Origin of the sequence: Ralstonia sp. 22111, from assembly GCF_052045895.1 — a bacterium.
Taxonomy (GTDB): domain Bacteria; phylum Pseudomonadota; class Gammaproteobacteria; order Burkholderiales; family Burkholderiaceae; genus Ralstonia; species Ralstonia wenshanensis.
Genome location: NZ_JBQEPR010000002.1, coordinates 130,578 through 147,373, shown reverse-complemented (window position 1 = coordinate 147,373; position 16,796 = coordinate 130,578). Strand labels below are relative to the sequence as shown.

Genomic DNA, 16,796 nt, shown 5'->3' with positions numbered 1-16,796 from the left:
AATTAATTTTCCCCTTGCGCTTGCCGGGCTTGCGTCGGTGCGCCGCACAGGGCGTGACATTTATAATGCCGCGATGACTTCCGCCTCGACTTCCCGCCGCCCCATCCGCCCGCTTCCCGACCAGCTGATCAGCCAGATCGCGGCCGGCGAGGTGGTCGAACGGCCAGCGTCCGTGGTCAAGGAGTTGCTGGAAAACGCGCTGGATGCCGGCGCCACGCAGCTGCAGATCAAGCTGGAGGAAGGTGGCGTGCGGCGCATTGCCATCACCGACAACGGCGGCGGCATTCCGGCGGGCGAACTGCCCGTCGCGCTGATGCGGCATGCGACCAGCAAGATCGGCTCGCTGGAAGAGCTGGAATCGGTGGCGACGCTGGGGTTCCGGGGGGAGGCGCTGGCCTCGATTGCCTCGGTGGCGGAGTTGACGCTCACGTCGCGCACAGCGAACGACGCTCACGCCACGCAAATCATTGCGCAAACCGGGCGGGCGCAGCCCGCCTCGGGCGGCATCGGCACCACCGTCGATGTGCAGCATCTGTACTTCAATACGCCGGCACGCCGCAAATTCCTGAAGACGGAGCAGACCGAGCTGGGCCACTGCATGGAGGTGATCCGCCGCACCGCGCTCGCGCGGCCGGATGTGGCCATCTCCGTGCATCACAACGGCAAGCCGCTGGAGCATTGGAACGCCACGCAGGCCGACGCGCGCACCGCCGCCGTGCTCGGCACCGAATTCGCCCGTGCGCGATTGCCCTTCGACGAGGAAGCCGGCGAGCTGCGCCTCTTCGGCTTTGCAGGCCTGCCGACCGCGTCGCGCGGCCGGGCCGATCATCAGTTCTTCTACGTCAACGGCCGCTTCGTGCGCGACCGCCTGCTCACGCACGCCGTGCGCAGCGCTTACGAAGATGTGCTCCATGGCGATCGCTTTCCCGCCTACGTGCTGTGCCTGGAGTTGCCGCCCGAGGCTGTGGACGTGAACGTGCATCCGTCCAAGATCGAGGTGCGCTTTCGCGACAGCCGCGCGGTGCATCAGTTTGTCTATCACTCGGTGCAACGCGCCTTGTCCCGCCACGCCGGCGAACAAGGCGACAGCCTGCGCACCGATATCGCCGAGGCGCCCGAGGTTGCGGGGGTCATGACGGCACCTTCGCCGGCTGACAACACCACGCGCTGGATCAACCAGATGGCCGCGCGGCAGACGTCGCTCGGCATTGCGCAGCCGCGTGCGGAATATCTGTCGATGATGCGCGGCGATAGCGCGCCCATGCCATCGAGCCGCCCCGCCTGGATGACCGATGTGCCAAGCGCCGCGACGTTGTTCGACGGCGGCACCGCGACTGCGCAAGCACCTGCTGCCGTTGCGGAGCCGGGCGCTGCGCAGGACGCCGATGACGAGGATGCGCACCCGCTCGGCTTCGCAGTCGCCCAGTTGCACGGCATCTACGTGCTGGCGCAGAACACGCGCGGCATGGTGCTCGTCGACATGCATGCCGCGCACGAACGCATCCTCTACGAACAGCTCAAGGCCGCGCTGGAAACCAAGCGCGTCGAAGTGCAGCCGCTTCTGATTCCGGTCACGTTTGCCGCAAGCCCGGTGGAGATCGGCACCGCAGAGGAATTTCGCGACACGCTCACGCTGCTCGGCTTCGATATCTCTGCCGTGTCGCCCACCACGCTGGCTGTGCGATCGGTGCCGACGCTGCTGCAGAAGGCCGACGCGCAAGCGCTCGCCCGCGACGTGCTGCGCGATCTGCACGCCTACGGCGGCTCGCGCGTGCTGGCTGAACGCCAGAATGAGCTGCTCGCCACGCTGGCGTGCCACTCCGCCGTGCGCGCCAACCGCCGCCTGAACCTGGACGAGATGAACGCGCTGCTGCGCCAGATGGAAGCCACCGAACGCGCCGACCAGTGCAACCACGGTCGCCCGACATGGATCCAGCTCACCGTGGCTGACCTGGATCGACTCTTCCTGCGCGGCCAGTAAATTCCGATGACTGCGTCTGCTGCAAGCGCCCCGCGCGCCATTTGCCTGCTCGGGCCGACAGCGTCCGGCAAAACCGCCGCCGCATTGAAGCTGGCCGAGCGCTGGCCGGTCGAGATCATCAGTATGGATTCGGCGCTGGTGTATCGCGGCATGGACATCGGCACCGCCAAGCCCAGCGCCGAAGAACAGGCCATCGCGCCGCATCACCTGATCGACATCATCGATCCGCTTGATGCGTATTCCGCCGCGCAGTTTGCCAATGATGCGAACGCGCTGATCGATGCCATCCGCGCGCGCGGCAAGCTGCCGCTGATCGTCGGCGGCACGATGCTGTATTACAAGGCGCTCACGCAAGGGCTCTCCGATTTGCCCGGCGCCGATCCCGCCATCCGCGCAGAGATCGACGCCGAAGCCGCGCGCGATGGCTGGCCAGCGCTGCACGCCAAACTGGCGCAGGTCGATCCGGTGACGGCCGCGCGATTGCACGCGACCGATGCGCAGCGCATCCAGCGCGCGCTGGAGCTGTATCGGCTGACGGGCCAGCCGATGTCCGCCCTGCTCGCACGCGAGGTCGGCGCAAATGCGTTCCAGGAGCACGACGCAGCCGCGCCGTATCTGACGATTGCGCTGGAGCCATCCGACCGCCTCGTCTTGCATGCGCGCATCGCGCAGCGCTTTGATGCGATGCTCGCCGGCGGCCTGCTCGATGAGGTGGAGCGCTTGCGCCGCCGCGGCGATCTTTCGCCCACGCTGCCGTCCATCCGCTGCGTCGGGTATCGCCAGGCATGGGCTTACCTCGACGGCGAAATCGACATGACCGGCCTGCGCGAACAAGGTATCGCTGCAACGCGCCAGCTCTGCAAGCGCCAGATCACGTGGCTGCGCAGCACGCCCGAGCGGCACGTGGTCGACTGCCTCGCACCCGATTACGTCGACCAGGTTGCGCGCCTGGTCCAAACCTCACTGGAACCGCAATCGCAATGACCGCCACCACAGCGACCCGCTTCACGCTGCGCCCCGCCACGCCGGACGACTGCGCCTCGCTCGTTCACCTGATCTCCGCGCTCGCCGAGTACGAAATGCTCACGCACCTGGTGCAGACCACGCCAGAAGCGCTGGCGACGATGTTGTTCGGGCCGCGCCCGTACTGTGAGGCGGTGCTGGCGGAGGTCGACGGCCGGGCCGTGGGCTTTGCGCTGTTCTTCCACAACTTCTCGACCTTCCTGTGCAAGCCGGGCCTGTATCTGGAAGACCTGTTCGTGGAGCCCGAGTACCGCGGCCTGGGCATCGGCAAGGCACTGCTGATCCACCTGGCGCGCCTGGCGCAGGAGCGGGACTGCGGCCGTTTCGAATGGAGCGTGCTCGACTGGAATGCGCCGTCCATCGCCTTCTACGAAGCCATGGGCGCGGATGTGCTGCCCGAGTGGCGCATCTGTCGCGCCACCGGCGATGCGTTGACGAAGTTGGCCGCCACCACCATGCCCGCCAGCCTGGCCGCGCAAGGCTGAATTTGACCGCAAGCTCCGGAGTGCCACGCACACTCCCGTGAGCGTAGGCTTGGCATATCGAATCTCCGAAAGGAGCGCATATGCCGCCTTCCACCGCCGCCGCGCATGTCAGCGCGGGGCATCGCCCCACTCTTGATGGCATCGACTGGCATGCCGTTGAGGACGCTCTCAATGAGGTCGGCAGCGCCGTGTTGCCCGGCCTGCTCACGCATGACGCGAGCGACGCGCTGACCGCGCTGTACCCGCAGGATCGCCTGTACCGTTCGCGCGTGGTGATGGAGCGCTATGGCTTTGGGCGCGGTGAGTACCAGTATTTTGCCTATCCGCTGCCGGACCTGATCGCGCATTTGCGCACGTCGCTCTACCTGCCGCTGGCGACCATCGCCAACCGCTGGAACCAAGCCATGGACATCGACGTACGCTATCCAGCCAAGCACGCCGATTTCATACGCCGTTGCCACGAGGCCGGCCAGTTGCGCCCCACGCCGCTGATCCTGCGATACGGCCCCGGCGACTACAACTGCCTGCATCAGGACCTCTACGGCGAGCACGTCTTTCCACTGCAGGTGGCCATCCTGCTGTCTGAACCCGGCGTCGATTTCACCGGCGGCGAATTCGTCATGACGGAGCAGCGCCCACGGATGCAGTCTCGGCCCGAGGTCGTGCCACTGCGCAAAGGCGATGGCGTGATCTTTGCGGTGCACCATCGCCCCGTACAAGGCACGCGCAGCACGTACCGCGTGAACATGCGCCACGGTGTGAGCCGCCTGCGCTCTGGCCAGCGGCATACTGTGGGGATCATCTTCCACGACGCGCTATAGCCAGCTCACCATGACGACCGGGGACCTGTTTGCCGACCATGCACCCGCCGAAGACGCGCGCATCGCGCTCGGCGAGGCGGCCTTTGTTTTCCGTGGCTTAGCGCTGGCAGAAGCACCGGCCCTGCTGGCGGCGGTGGACGCCATCGAGCAGCGGGCAGCGTTTCGTCACATGGTCACGCCGGGCGGCTTCGAGATGTCGGTCGCGCTTACCAACAGCGGCACGCTGGGCTGGACCTCAGACCGCCGCGGCTACCGCTATGCCACGCACGACCCGCTTACGGGAGCCGCGTGGCCGCCACTGCCCGATGTGTTCCTGCGCCTGGCGCGTAACGCCGCCGCTGAAGCCGGCTTCCCCGGCTTCACGCCAGACGCCTGCCTCATCAACCGCTATGTGCCTGGTGCCCGCATGTCGCTCCATCAGGACAAGGACGAACAGGATTACGACGCGCCCATCGTCTCCGTGTCGCTTGGCATGCCGGCGGTCTTCCTGTTTGGCGGACATCGCCGCGCAGACAAGGCGCAGCGCATTCCCCTTTTTCACGGCGATGTCGTCGTCTGGGGTGGCCCGGACCGCCTGCGCTATCACGGCGTTGCGCCGCTCAAAGACCATCCGCTTCCGCTGCTGGGCAGCCAGCGTATCAACCTCACGTTCCGCAAGGCCGGCTGACCGGCAAACCAGCGCATGACCATTGCCGCAGACCTGTCCGAAAACGCCTACCGGCAAGCCGAAACATTTCTGGCGACGCTGGACGACGACTGGGCTCGCCATATCGCTGCGATCGGACCGTGCCGCCACGCCGCCAAGCCTGCGCGCGAACCTTATGAAGCGCTGATCCGCGCGATCGCCTACCAGCAGCTGCACGCCAAGGCCGGTGACGCCATCCTCGGACGTTTCCTCGCGCTGTATCCGGCCGCCGCTTTTCCCGCACCGCAGCAGGTGCTCGCGACAGACGAGGCAGCGCTGCGCACCTGCGGTTTCTCCGGGACCAAACTGGCGACCATTCGCGGCATTGCACAAGCCGCGCTCGATGGCGTCGTCCCCACGCGCGAACAGGCGTTGTCCATGCCGGACGAAGCGCTCATCGACCGGCTGGTAACACTGCGCGGAGTTGGCCGCTGGACGGTCGAAATGCTGCTGATCTACACGCTGGAGCGCTCGGACATCCTGCCCGCAGATGATTTCGGCGTACGCGACGGTTATCGCCGCCTGAAGCGGCTGGACACCACGCCCACACGCAAGCAGATGGAAACACTCGGGCTTGCGTGGAGCCCTTATCGCACCGTCGCGGCCTGGTATCTATGGCGGGTGCCCGTCAATGTTTCAGGCGCGTGAATTCGGCAAGTCTTGCGCTAGATCACGCCCCAACGACATATCGCTTGCGCGACATATGTCACGCCGGGATCATGCGAAAACCTTGAATTCCCGTGCGACGTTCGCTTTACTGGAAAACGTTCGCGCGCCATTTGCGCCGCCTTTATTGGTCGAGTCATCGTGGAACAGCCCCAAAACGTCGACGCGCAACGTAAATCCGAAGAGCTGCGGAGCTTCCTGTTTCTGACGGTCGTCATGGTGCCGGTTCTTTCCGTCATTATCGTGGCCGGATATGGCTTTATCGTCTGGGCAACCCAATTGCTGAGCGGTCCGCCAACGCATTGATATACGCCCGGGGGGGTTCCGAGGGCGAGTCGGGTTGTATGTTCGCGCAGCACTGATTAGAAAAAGGCGTGCATCGCCAAAACAGCGTCATGCGAAACACAAGAAAAATGGATATCCCCGTTCGGCCGGCGCCGCTTGATGACGACGAGTGGCATATCGCGGGCGTCCTGGTCCAGACGCGGCCAACCCATATTGCATCCGTCAGCAAGTCCATCGAAGCCATCGCCGGCAGCGAAATCCATGCGGCCAGCGACAACGGCAAGCTCGTGGTCACGCTTGAGGCGCCCAGCTCGCGGGCCATCGCAGCCCACCTGACGTTCATTCAACAGATCGACGGTGTGCTGAACACCGCCCTGATCTATCAGCACAACGAAATGGCCGACGCCATGAAAGAGGAAATGGACGATGAAAGTCTCTCGCCGCGCGTTCATTAAGCAAACCGCTGCCGCCGCCACCGCTTCGGTAGCTGGCGTCACGCTTCCTGCTGGCGCCGCCAACCTCGTCACTGACAAAGAGCTGACGCAGCTCAAGTGGTCGAAGGCGCCTTGCCGATTCTGCGGCACGGGCTGCGGTGTTGAAGTCGCCGTCAAGGACAACCGCGTGGTGGCCACGCAGGGCGACCCGAAGGCCGAGGTCAATCGGGGCCTGAACTGCGTCAAGGGGTACTTCCTCTCGAAGATCATGTACGGAAAGGACCGGCTGACCCAGCCGCTGCTGCGCATGAAGAATGGCAAGTACGACAAGAACGGCGATTTCACGCCCGTGAGCTGGGACCGTGCGTTCGACGAGATGGCGGTGCAGTTCAAGCGCGTCATCAAGGAAAAGGGCCCGACCGCTGTCGGCATGTTCGGCTCGGGCCAGTGGACGATCTTTGAGGGCTACGCTGCCGTCAAGCTGATGAAGGCGGGCTTCCGCTCGAACAACCTCGACCCCAACGCACGCCATTGCATGGCCTCGGCCGTGGCCGGCTTCATGCGCACCTTCGGCATGGACGAGCCGATGGGCTGCTACGACGACTTCGAAGTCGCCGACGCGTTCGTGCTCTGGGGCTCGAACATGGCCGAGATGCACCCGATCCTGTGGTCGCGTGTGACAGACCGACGCCTGTCGGCGCCCAAGACGAAGGTCGCGGTGCTCTCGACGTTCACGCATCGCTCGTTCGATCTGGCCGATATTCCTATCGTCTTCACGCCGCAGACCGACCTCGCGATGCTCAACTACATCGCGAACTACATCATCACCAACAAGAAGGTCAACACGGACTTCGTCAACAAGCACACCGTCTTCAAGCAAGGGGTAACCGACATCGGCTACGGCCTGCGGCCCGACAACCCGCTGCAGAAGGCCGCCAAGAACGCCGACAAGGTGGGCGACTCCAAGCCGATTTCGTTCGACGAGTTCGCCAAGTTTGTCTCGACGTACGACCTGGACTACACCACCAAGCTGGCGAACCCGGACAAGAGCAAGGAGAAGGAATTCAAGCAGCAGCTCCAGAAGCTTGCCGAGCTGTATGCCGATCCGAAGATCAAGGTCGTGTCGTTCTGGACCATGGGTTTCAACCAGCACACCCGCGGCACCTGGGCGAACAACATGATCTACAACCTGCACCTGCTGACAGGGAAGATCGCCACGCCGGGCAACAGCCCGTTCTCGTTGACGGGCCAGCCTTCGGCCTGCGGCACCGCGCGCGAGGTGGGCACGTTCTCGCACCGCTTGCCGGCCGACATGGTGGTGACCAACCCCAAGCACCGCGAAGAGGCCGAGCACATCTGGAAGCTGCCTGCCGGCACGATCCCGGAAAAGCCGGGCTATCACGCCGTGCTGCAGAACCGCATGCTGAAAGACGGCAAGCTCAATGCTTACTGGGTGCAGGTCAACAACAACATCCAGGCCGGCGCCAACCTTGAACAGGAAGGCTATCCGGGCTACCGCAATCCGGCGAACTTCATCGTTGTCTCGGACGTGTACCCGACCGTCACCGCGCTGGCCGCCGACCTGATCCTCCCGAGCGCGATGTGGGTGGAGAAGGAAGGCGCCTACGGCAACGCCGAGCGCCGCACGCAGTTCTGGCATCAACTCGTGGATGCGCCGGGTGAGGCGCGTTCCGACCTGTGGCAGTTGGTCGAGTTTTCCAAGCGTTTCAAGGTGGAAGAAGTCTGGCCGGAAGACCTCATCGCCAAGAAGCCGGAGCTGCGCGGCAAGACGCTCTACGACGTGCTCTACCGCAACGGCAACGTCGACAAGTTCTCGGTCAAGGAAGTCGACCCGGAATACAACAATGCCGAAGCCAAGGCGTTCGGCTTCTATCTTCAGAAGGGCCTGTTCGAAGAGTACGCAAGCTTCGGGCGCGGCCACGGCCACGACCTTGCACCGTTCGACGACTATCACAAGGCGCGCGGATTGCGCTGGCCGGTGGTCAACGGCAAGGAAACGCGCTGGCGCTACAAAGAAGGCAGCGATCCGTACGTCAAGGCCGGCACCGGCTATCAGTTCTACGGCAATCCGGACGGCAAGGCGGTGATCTTCGCCCTGCCCTATGAGGCACCGCCGGAAGTGCCGGACAAGGAATACCCGTTCTGGTTGTCGACCGGCCGCGTGCTGGAGCACTGGCACTCGGGTTCGATGACGCGCCGGGTGCCCGAGCTGTATCGCGCCTTCCCGAACGCGGTCTGCTTCATGCATCCGGAAGATGCGAAGGCGCTCGGGCTACGACGCGGTGTCGAAGTCGAGGTGATCTCGCGGCGCGGCAAGATGCGCACCCGCATTGAAACGCGCGGCCGCAATCAGCCGCCGAAGGGTCTGGTATTCGTGCCCTGGTTCGATGCGAGCCAGCTCATCAACAAGGTCACACTGGATGCAACCTGCCCGATCTCGCTGCAGACGGATTTCAAGAAATGCGCCGTCAAGATCGTGAAGGTCTGACGAGCCCAGGCAGACGACACACGCGCAACCGGAAAACGTCATGAAGCTCAGCCGACTCCTGGGACTGCCAGCCGCCATCTGTGCGCTGCTGCTGGCAACCCTTGCCAACTTGCCCGCGCAGGCCCAAGGCGTTGTCGACGCCATGCGCGGCCCCACGCCGATCGCCGCCGAATCGACACCGCCGATCCTGTATCCGACCGAAAACAAGGACGTGCGCCGCGAGCGCAACTACACCGGGCAACCGCCAACGATTCCGCACAAGATCGACGGCACGTACATGTATCAGATCAACAAGGACCACAACGGTTGTCTGTCTTGCCATGCGCGTACGAAGGCCGAAGAGATGCGTGCGATCGCAATCAGCCCCACGCACTACGTTGACCGCGATGGCCATCAACTGGCCGACGTTTCGCCGCGCCGCTTCTTCTGCACGCAATGCCACGTGCCGCAGGCCGACGCCAAGCCGCTTATCACCAATACGTTTGTCGATGTCGATGAACTGCTCAAACGCAAGCCTGATGGCAAGAGCGTTGGCAAGAACTGAGGCGGTGCAGCCATGTTCGACCTGATCAAGCGCTACTGGCGCACCATCAACCGGCCCAGCGCGTATTTCAGCCTGGGCTTTCTGACGTTGGGCGGCTTTGTTGCCGGCGTGGTGTTCTGGGGCGCATTCAACACCGCGATGGAGGTGACCAACACCGAGGCGTTCTGTACGGGTTGCCACGAAATGCACGACAACGTGTATCAGGAGCTGCAGAGCACGATCCATTACACCAACCGCAGCGGTGTACGCGCGATCTGCTCCAACTGTCACGTTCCGCACGCCTGGACGAACAAGATTGCACGGAAGATGCAGGCATCCAAGGAAGTGTGGGGCAAGATCTTCGGCACCATTGACACGCGCGAGAAATTCGAAGCGCATCGGCTCGAACTGGCCCAGCATGAATGGGATCGGCTCAAGGCCAACGATTCATTGGAATGCCGCAACTGCCACAACTACGAATCGATGGACTTCACGCGACAAAGCCCGCGCGCGTCGGCCATGCACTCCCAATATCTGGGCAGCAAAGAGAAAACCTGTATCGACTGCCACAAGGGTATTGCGCACCATCTGCCCGACATGTCGAAGATGAAGACCGAGTAAAGCACGTGAACGTGCTGCCGGCGCTAGACCCCGTTTGACTCAGCCCCCCACTGCCGTGCTTGTTGCCAGCCAATTGACGTTCTCGCGCGCCGGCCGTCGGATCTTCCGCGAGCTGGACCTCTCGGTGTCGGCGGGCGAGCTGGTGCAGGTAACGGGGGCGAACGGCAGCGGCAAAACGACGTTGCTGCGCGTGCTCTGTGGCCTGCTGGCACCGGCAAGCGGCTCGCTCACGTGGCATGGTGCGCCCGTGCGCAGCGGCGATCCCACCTTCCTCAATGCGCTTTGCTACGTTGGCCACACCAACGGCATCGATCCAGATCTCACTGTGACGGAGAGCCTGCGTCTGGCCATGCAACTGGCCGGATTGCGCGATTCGGCGGCGGAGCCGTTTGGCATCGGGCTCGCACTGGAAGCGCTCGAACTCGGCAAGCTTGCCGACACGCCTGTGCGCAAGCTCTCGCAAGGCCAGCGTCGGCGGGTGGCACTGGCGCGCTTGCTGCTCGCGCGGCGCGAGCTGTGGCTGCTCGACGAGCCGATCGCTTCGCTCGACGACCATGCGGTAGGCCTCTTCACTGCGCAGCTCGATGCGCACCTGCGCGCCGGCGGCATGGCGATCATGGCCACGCACCACCTGCTGTCGCGCCCGAAAGGGGTGAATCGCGTGCTCAGGCTTGGAGGCACCGCATGAAGCCGATGCTGATGGCCATCCTGCGACACGACCTTGCGCTCTCATGGCGGCGGCGCGGCAACCTCGTCGGCGGCGTGGTGTTCTACGTCATTGCGGCGAGCCTGTTTCCCCTGGCCATCGGCCCCGACCCGCAGCAATTGCGCATGCTTGCACCGGGCATCCTTTGGGTCGCGGCGCTGCTGGCATCGATGCTCTCGCTCTCTCGGTTGTTTGCGCAGGAACACGCCGATGGCAGCCTCGATCAACTGCTGTTGTCGCCGCACCCGCTTGCGCTGATCGTGCTGACGAAGATTGCCGCGCACTGGCTCGCGAGCGGCTTGCCGTTGCTGCTGCTGACGCCCATCCTGGCCCAGCAGTACAGCCTGCCGCTGCATGCAACGCTGTTGCTGACGGCCACGCTGCTGATCGGTACGCCAGCCATTGCGCTGATCGGCGCCGTTGGTGCAGCACTCACGCTGGGCGTGCGCAACGGCGCAGCGCTGTTGTGCATCCTCGTACTGCCGCTCTGTGTGCCCGTGCTTGTGTTTGGCGCAGGCGCCGGATCCGCTGCAGACGCGGGGCTCGATGTCATGCCGCATCTGTCACTGCTGGGCGCTTGCCTGGCGCTGTCGCTGTTTGTCTGTCCGCTGGCTGCCGCCGCCGGACTGCGCATTGCCGTGGAATGACCCGATGACGAACCGATCCGGACTCCACACCACGCCCATCGCCGTGCGCCAATCTGCGTCGCGGCGCTGGAACTGGCTCGCGTATGCGTCGCCCGTGCGGTTTGATCCGCTCGCGCGCAAGTTGGCACCGTGGTTTGGCGTGGCCGCACTTCTGTTCCTCATTGCCGGCCTCTACGTCGGCTTTGCTGTGGCGCCTACCGATGCGCAGCAAGGCGAGGTCTATCGCATCATCTTCCTGCACGTGCCGGCCGCGTGGATGTCGATGTTCATCTACCTGGTGATGGCCGGTTATTGCGCGCTGGGGCTGGTGCTGCGCACCCGGCTTTCGTCGATGATGGCCTCGGCTCTGGCACCCACTGGCGCGCTGTTCACTGCCATTGCGTTGTGGACTGGCGCGCTGTGGGGCAAGCCGACGTGGGGCACGTGGTGGGTGTGGGATGCGCGATTGACCTCGGAGTTGCTGCTGCTGTTTCTGTACCTCGGCTTCATCGCGCTGGAGAGCGCCATTGAAGACCCCCGCCGCGCCGAACGCGCCTGCGCCGTGCTGGCCGTGGTGGGCGTGGTCAACATCCCCGTGATCTATTTCTCGGTGCAGTGGTGGAACACGCTGCACCAGGGCGCGTCCATCAGCCTGACGGCGGCCCCGTCGATGGCGATGACGATGCTGCTCGGCATGCTGCTGATGACGCTCGCGTGCTGGATGTACAGCATCTGCGTGGCGCTGATTCGCGTGCGTTGCATCATGCGCGAGCGCACTGACGATGACCACAACCTGAGCACGCCGGCATGAGCCAGTTCTCCGTCAATCACGTCGACTATATTGCGGGCGCGTTTGCCGTGGCCGCCATCTGCATCGCGGCCGAGATGCTGCTGCTCGCCCGCCGCTGGCGCGCAGCCAACCGCGCCGCCCACTCCCATCCACACGGCGGCGACCAATGACACGCAGACAACGCCGTCTCGGCATCCTGCTCGCCGCACTGGTGTGCGCGGGTGCGGCTACCGCACTCACGCTGAATGCGTTCCGCTCCAATCTGGTGTTTTTCTTCAGCCCCAGCCAGATCGCTGCCAAGGAAGCGCCTGTGGCCCAGGTCTTCCGTCTGGGCGGGCTCGTTGAACGCGGCTCCATCCAACGCGAACGTGACGGCATGACCATCCGCTTTATCGTCACCGACACCGCGCGCGGTGTGCCGGTCGTCTACCACGGTTTGCTGCCGGACCTGTTCCGCGAGGGAAAGGGCGTCGTCGCGCGCGGGCGGCTGGGCGAAGACGGCATCTTCGTCGCCAACGAGGTGCTCGCCAAGCACGACGAAAACTACATGCCGCCCGAAGCCGCGGATGCCTTGCGCCGCGCTGCGCAAGTCAACGAACAAATGGCGAAGGAATCTGCCCGGAGCGCGTCACGATGATTGCCGAGCTGGGCCACTTCGCGTTGATCCTGGCGTTGCTGACTGCGGTCATGCAATCGGTGCTGCCGCTGGTGGGCGCGGCGCGCGACAACGAGCGCTGGATGGCCGTGGCGCGTCCCGCTGCGCGCATGCAGTGCGCGCTGGTGCTGCTGGCGTATGGCGCGCTGACATGGGCCTTCGTCAGCAACGACTTCAGCGTGCTCTATGTCGCTGCCAACTCGAACAGCGCGCTGCCGCTGCCCTATCGCGTGGCCGCCGTGTGGGGCGGGCACGAGGGGTCGATGTTGCTGTGGACGACGATGCTGGCGCTGTGGTCGCTGGCCGTGTCGTTGTTCAGCCGACAGCTGCCGTTGCCCGTGGTGGCGCGCGTACTGGGCGTGATGGGGGCCATCAGCACAGGGCTGCTGCTTTTCCTGCTGTTGGTGTCCAACCCGTTCTTGCGCCTGCTACCGCCGGCCATGGAAGGGCGCGATCTCAATCCGCTGTTGCAAGACCCAGGCATGGTGTCGCATCCCCCCATGCTCTACATGGGTTACGTGGGTTTTGCGGTGGCGTTTTCGTTTGCAATGGCCGCGCTCCTGTCGGGTCGGCTCGATGCCACCTGGGCGCGCTGGTCTCGGCCATGGACAACCGCGGCGTGGGCATGCCTGACGACCGGCATCATGCTCGGCAGCGCGTGGGCGTATTACGAACTCGGCTGGGGCGGCTGGTGGTTCTGGGACCCGGTCGAAAACGCGTCGTTCATGCCGTGGCTGGCCGGCACGGCGCTGATCCACTCGTTGGCGGTGACGGAAAAGCGTGGCGTATTCCGCGCATGGACGGCGCTGCTGGCCATCTTTACGTTCTCGCTCAGTCTGCTCGGCACGTTCCTCGTGCGCTCAGGCGTGCTGACGTCGGTGCACGCGTTTGCGGTCGACCCGAAGCGCGGTCTCTTCATCCTAGCCTTGCTGGGCATCGTGACGGGCGGTGCGCTGGGTCTGTTTGCGTGGCGGGCAAAGCGCTTGTCCGGCAACGCGTCGGAAGGCGCCACGTTTTCGCTGTTCGCGCGTGAATCGTTCCTGCTGGCCAACAACGTGCTCCTGGCCGTGGCGGCTGCCACGGTGTTGCTCGGCACGCTGTATCCGCTGGTGCTGGATGTGCTGCGGCTGGGCAAGATTTCGGTCGGGCCGGCGTATTTCGAGCAGGTCTTTGTGCCGCTGATGTCGCCTGCGGTGCTGCTGATGGGCGCGGCGCCGCTGGCGCGCTGGCGTCATGGTGCGCTGCCGTCGATGGCCGTGCGGCTGCGCTGGGCGGCGGCGGCGAGCGTTATCATTGGACTCGGACTTGCGGTGTTTTATCGGACGTCCGCACTGGCGGGCCTGGGGCTGACGCTGGCCGCGTGGTGTCTTGCGAGCGCGCTGGCCAGTCTGGCCGAAAAGCTCCGGCAGCCAGGCAATCGACTGACGACCCTGCGGCAGTTGCCGCCGAGCTACTTCGGCATGCTCGTGGCGCACGCAGGGGTCGGCGTGTTCATCGCGGGCGTCACGCTGGTGCTCAGCCAGGAGACCCTACGCGAGTTGCCGGTGCGCGTGGGCGGCGCGGTGGAGGTGGGCGGCTACACGTTCCACCTCACCAGCGTTGCGCCGGGCCAAGGCGCCAATTACGACGTCTTGCGTGGCCACGTCGACGTCAGCCGCGACGGCAAACCCGTGGCCACCCTGCTACCCGAGCGGCGCTTGTACCGCAGTCAGGAAACCCCCACGACCGAAGTCGCCATCGACACCGGCCTCACACGCGACCTCTATGTCGCGCTGGGCGAATCGCTCGGACAAGACAACTGGGCCATGCGCATCTACATCAAGCCCTTCGTCAGTTGGATCTGGGGCGGCTGTGCGCTGATGGTGCTGGGCGGCCTGCTGGCCGTGTGCGACCGCCGCTACCGGCTCCGTCGCTGGTCCACGTCGTCGCGCATCGCGCCCGACACCGCACTGGCCAATCCGTCATTGGCGATGCCTGCAACCGAGGAGCCGCGGTGAAGCTGCGCTACGTGCTGCCGCTGGCAGCGTTCTTTGTTCTGGTGATCGCGCTGGCTGCGGGGCTGTCGCGTGATCCGCGTGAACTGCCCTCGCCGCTGGTCGGCAAACCGGCCCCGGCGTTCAGGCTGACGGCGCTGGAGCCGACCGCCAATCCGATCACGCCGAAAGACCTCCAAGGCAAGGTGTGGATGCTCAACGTCTGGGCGTCGTGGTGCACCGCCTGCCGCGCAGAGCACGCCGTGCTGAACGCGTTTGCCAAGCAGTCACCCGTGCCGATCTACGGGCTGAACTACAAGGACGACGCGGATGCCGCACGGGCGTGGCTCAAACAAATGGGCGATCCATATGTCGCGTCGCTCGTCGACGCTGACGGCAAAGTCGGCATCGACTACGGCGTCTACGGCGTGCCGGAAACCTTCGTCATCGATCGCGCCGGCGTGATCCGCTATCGACAGGTGGGCCCCGTAACGACCGAGTCGATGGAACGCAAGATCGTGCCGCTTCTGCAGCAACTGGGGCAGGAAGGTGACCATGCATAAGCGCCTGGCTGCCCTCGTTCTGGCTGGCGTCGCGGCGTTCACGTTGCAGATGCCCGCCCGTGCCGCTGCGGCAGACGTCGATCTCGACACCCGCGTCCACGCGCTGTCGGAGCAACTGCGCTGCCTTGTTTGCCAGAACCAGACCCTCGCCGATTCCAACGCCGACCTGGCCGTCGACCTGCGCCGCCAGATTCGAGAACAACTTCGTGCCGGCGCCACCGAGGCCGCGGTAAAGGACTACCTCGTGCAGCGCTATGGCGATTTCGTCCTGTACCGGCCACCCGTCAAACCGCTGACCTATCTGCTGTGGTTCGGCCCGGCGCTGTTGCTGATGGCGGTGGTATTCAGCATCGTGTCATCCCGCAAACAGCAGAAGGCACCCCCTGCCGAGATCGACGCCGACGCACAAGCGCGCCTCGCCGCCCTGCTTGCCGCGTCGCCACCGGAAGACCCCCGCCCATGACCGTGATGACCTTGTTCTGGCTGCTGGCGGCCGCCCTCACGGCCGTCACCATGGCGGTTCTCCTGACGCCGTTATTGCGACGCGCGCGCAACGGTGCAGGCGATACGCTCATCCAAAGCCCCACGGCGCGCACCCAGATGGTCCGCTGGTACCAAGACCAACTGCGCGAGCTGGATGCCGACCTGCGCAACGGCGCTATCGATGCCGCCAGCCACGCGCGCGCACGCGCAGAGCTTGGCCGGCGGTTGCTGGACGATACGGCCGACACCCCCAGCACTTCGCAGGCGCGCCCCGACCGCCGCCCCGTTCTGCTCGCCGCACTGCTGCTGGCTGCGTTGCCCAACTCCGCCGTGCTGCTCTACCAGCATCTGGGCAAACCCGCGTCGCTGTGGATGCCGGGCGACATGATGACCGCCGCCCGCAGCGATCACACCGGCGGAGACGCGCAGATCGAATCGATGGTCAACAGCCTGGCGCAACGGCTGCGCGATACGCCTGACGACGCGCCCGGCTGGGCGCTGCTGGCGCGGTCCTACAGCACGATGGAACGGCCTGCGGACGCCGTCGCCGCTTACGCCAAGGCCGTCGCCCTTGCCCCCGATGTCGCCAGCCTGCGCGCCGATTACGCCGACGCACTCGCCACCGCCCAGGGCGGCGCCCTTGCTGGTGCGCCCACGGAGCAGGTGCGCCTGGCCCTGAAGACCGACCCCGACGAGCCCAAAGCGCTTGCCCTGGCCGCTTCCGCCGCCGTCGAACGTGGTGACGTGGACGATGCAATTGCCCAATGGGAGCACCTGCACCGGCTGCTGCCGCCCGAATCTGCCGGCGCCAAGCGGATCGCCGCCAACTTGGCCGCCGCGCGCGCCGATCAACAGAAAGCACCCGGCGGCAAGTGACGCGCGCGGCGCTTCGAATTTGACCGCAAGACCCGGAGTGCCCGGCCAGGGGCCCGTACCTACAGTACAGTCATCGCAGTCCACTGGATGA

The 16,796-nt window shown here is 65.1% G+C and carries 20 protein-coding genes; all 20 read left to right on the top strand.

Translation table 11 applies throughout. The features are described from left to right. Window positions 1–73 precede the first annotated feature (73 nt). Window positions 74–1,981: a DNA mismatch repair endonuclease MutL gene (gene mutL, locus ACTJK4_RS06935; protein ID WP_260802088.1), complete on the top strand. Its 1,908-nt coding sequence runs from the start codon at window positions 74–76 to the stop codon at window positions 1,979–1,981. A 6-nt stretch (window positions 1,982–1,987) separates the two neighbouring features. Next, window positions 1,988–2,965 carry a tRNA (adenosine(37)-N6)-dimethylallyltransferase MiaA gene (miaA, locus tag ACTJK4_RS06930; protein ID WP_440817063.1) on the top strand — a complete coding sequence of 326 codons (978 nt, stop codon included), beginning with the start codon at window positions 1,988–1,990 and terminating at the stop codon, window positions 2,963–2,965. Continuing rightward, on the top strand, window positions 2,962–3,489 hold the full coding sequence (locus tag ACTJK4_RS06925; RefSeq protein WP_440817060.1) for an N-acetyltransferase family protein: 528 nt from the start codon (window positions 2,962–2,964) through the stop codon (window positions 3,487–3,489). Before miaA ends, ACTJK4_RS06925 begins: the two co-directional genes overlap by 4 nt. Before the next feature lie 80 nt (window positions 3,490–3,569). Further along, on the top strand, window positions 3,570–4,310 hold the full coding sequence (locus ACTJK4_RS06920) for a 2OG-Fe(II) oxygenase (RefSeq protein WP_440817058.1): 741 nt from the start codon (window positions 3,570–3,572) through the stop codon (window positions 4,308–4,310). 10 nt (window positions 4,311–4,320) lie between these two features. Further along, the gene (alkB, locus tag ACTJK4_RS06915; protein ID WP_440817056.1) at window positions 4,321–4,977 is read left to right on the top strand and encodes a DNA oxidative demethylase AlkB; all 657 of its coding nucleotides are present in this window, start codon (window positions 4,321–4,323) and stop codon (window positions 4,975–4,977) included. Between the two features lie 15 nt (window positions 4,978–4,992). After that, window positions 4,993–5,643 carry a DNA-3-methyladenine glycosylase family protein gene (locus ACTJK4_RS06910; RefSeq protein WP_440817053.1) on the top strand — a complete coding sequence of 217 codons (651 nt, stop codon included), beginning with the start codon at window positions 4,993–4,995 and terminating at the stop codon, window positions 5,641–5,643. Between the two features lie 159 nt (window positions 5,644–5,802). Beyond that, window positions 5,803–5,967 carry a periplasmic nitrate reductase, NapE protein gene (gene napE, locus ACTJK4_RS06905; protein WP_082075987.1) on the top strand — a complete coding sequence of 55 codons (165 nt, stop codon included), beginning with the start codon at window positions 5,803–5,805 and terminating at the stop codon, window positions 5,965–5,967. A gap of 89 nt (window positions 5,968–6,056) precedes the next feature. Continuing rightward, complete coding sequence (locus ACTJK4_RS06900; RefSeq protein WP_440817597.1) at window positions 6,057–6,401, top strand: chaperone NapD; 345 nt, start codon at window positions 6,057–6,059, stop codon at window positions 6,399–6,401. Next, complete coding sequence (napA, locus tag ACTJK4_RS06895; RefSeq protein WP_440817050.1) at window positions 6,373–8,889, top strand: periplasmic nitrate reductase subunit alpha; 2,517 nt, start codon at window positions 6,373–6,375, stop codon at window positions 8,887–8,889. Before ACTJK4_RS06900 ends, napA begins: the two co-directional genes overlap by 29 nt. 40 nt (window positions 8,890–8,929) lie before the next feature. Beyond that, complete coding sequence (locus tag ACTJK4_RS06890) at window positions 8,930–9,433, top strand: nitrate reductase cytochrome c-type subunit (protein ID WP_232040893.1); 504 nt, start codon at window positions 8,930–8,932, stop codon at window positions 9,431–9,433. Window positions 9,434–9,445: 12 nt separating this feature from the next. Next, the gene (locus ACTJK4_RS06885) at window positions 9,446–10,033 is read left to right on the top strand and encodes a cytochrome c3 family protein (protein WP_232040894.1); all 588 of its coding nucleotides are present in this window, start codon (window positions 9,446–9,448) and stop codon (window positions 10,031–10,033) included. 55 nt (window positions 10,034–10,088) lie between these two features. Beyond that, entirely contained in the window at window positions 10,089–10,721 is a 633-nt protein-coding gene (gene ccmA / locus ACTJK4_RS06880; protein WP_440817594.1) for a cytochrome c biogenesis heme-transporting ATPase CcmA, read from the top strand. Further along, on the top strand, window positions 10,718–11,386 hold the full coding sequence (gene ccmB, locus ACTJK4_RS06875) for a heme exporter protein CcmB (RefSeq protein ID WP_260802095.1): 669 nt from the start codon (window positions 10,718–10,720) through the stop codon (window positions 11,384–11,386). Before ccmA ends, ccmB begins: the two co-directional genes overlap by 4 nt. 4 nt (window positions 11,387–11,390) lie before the next feature. Then, window positions 11,391–12,176 (top strand): heme ABC transporter permease CcmC, encoded by a 786-nt coding sequence (gene ccmC / locus ACTJK4_RS06870; RefSeq protein ID WP_414561025.1) that lies wholly within the window; start codon window positions 11,391–11,393, stop codon window positions 12,174–12,176. Beyond that, window positions 12,173–12,325 carry a hypothetical protein gene (locus ACTJK4_RS06865; RefSeq protein ID WP_232040898.1) on the top strand — a complete coding sequence of 51 codons (153 nt, stop codon included), beginning with the start codon at window positions 12,173–12,175 and terminating at the stop codon, window positions 12,323–12,325. The genes ccmC and ACTJK4_RS06865 overlap by 4 nt, the downstream gene beginning before the upstream one ends. Further along, the gene (gene ccmE, locus ACTJK4_RS06860; protein ID WP_232040899.1) at window positions 12,322–12,792 is read left to right on the top strand and encodes a cytochrome c maturation protein CcmE; all 471 of its coding nucleotides are present in this window, start codon (window positions 12,322–12,324) and stop codon (window positions 12,790–12,792) included. The genes ACTJK4_RS06865 and ccmE overlap by 4 nt, the downstream gene beginning before the upstream one ends. Next, window positions 12,789–14,807 (top strand): heme lyase CcmF/NrfE family subunit, encoded by a 2,019-nt coding sequence (locus ACTJK4_RS06855; RefSeq protein WP_440817044.1) that lies wholly within the window; start codon window positions 12,789–12,791, stop codon window positions 14,805–14,807. The genes ccmE and ACTJK4_RS06855 overlap by 4 nt, the downstream gene beginning before the upstream one ends. After that, on the top strand, window positions 14,804–15,346 hold the full coding sequence (locus ACTJK4_RS06850) for a DsbE family thiol:disulfide interchange protein (protein WP_440076216.1): 543 nt from the start codon (window positions 14,804–14,806) through the stop codon (window positions 15,344–15,346). Before ACTJK4_RS06855 ends, ACTJK4_RS06850 begins: the two co-directional genes overlap by 4 nt. Beyond that, window positions 15,339–15,809: a cytochrome c-type biogenesis protein gene (locus ACTJK4_RS06845; RefSeq protein ID WP_232040902.1), complete on the top strand. Its 471-nt coding sequence runs from the start codon at window positions 15,339–15,341 to the stop codon at window positions 15,807–15,809. Before ACTJK4_RS06850 ends, ACTJK4_RS06845 begins: the two co-directional genes overlap by 8 nt. Further along, window positions 15,806–16,705, top strand: coding sequence for a c-type cytochrome biogenesis protein CcmI (gene ccmI, locus ACTJK4_RS06840; RefSeq protein WP_440076217.1), 900 nt, complete (start codon window positions 15,806–15,808; stop codon window positions 16,703–16,705). Before ACTJK4_RS06845 ends, ccmI begins: the two co-directional genes overlap by 4 nt. Window positions 16,706–16,796 lie beyond the last annotated feature (91 nt).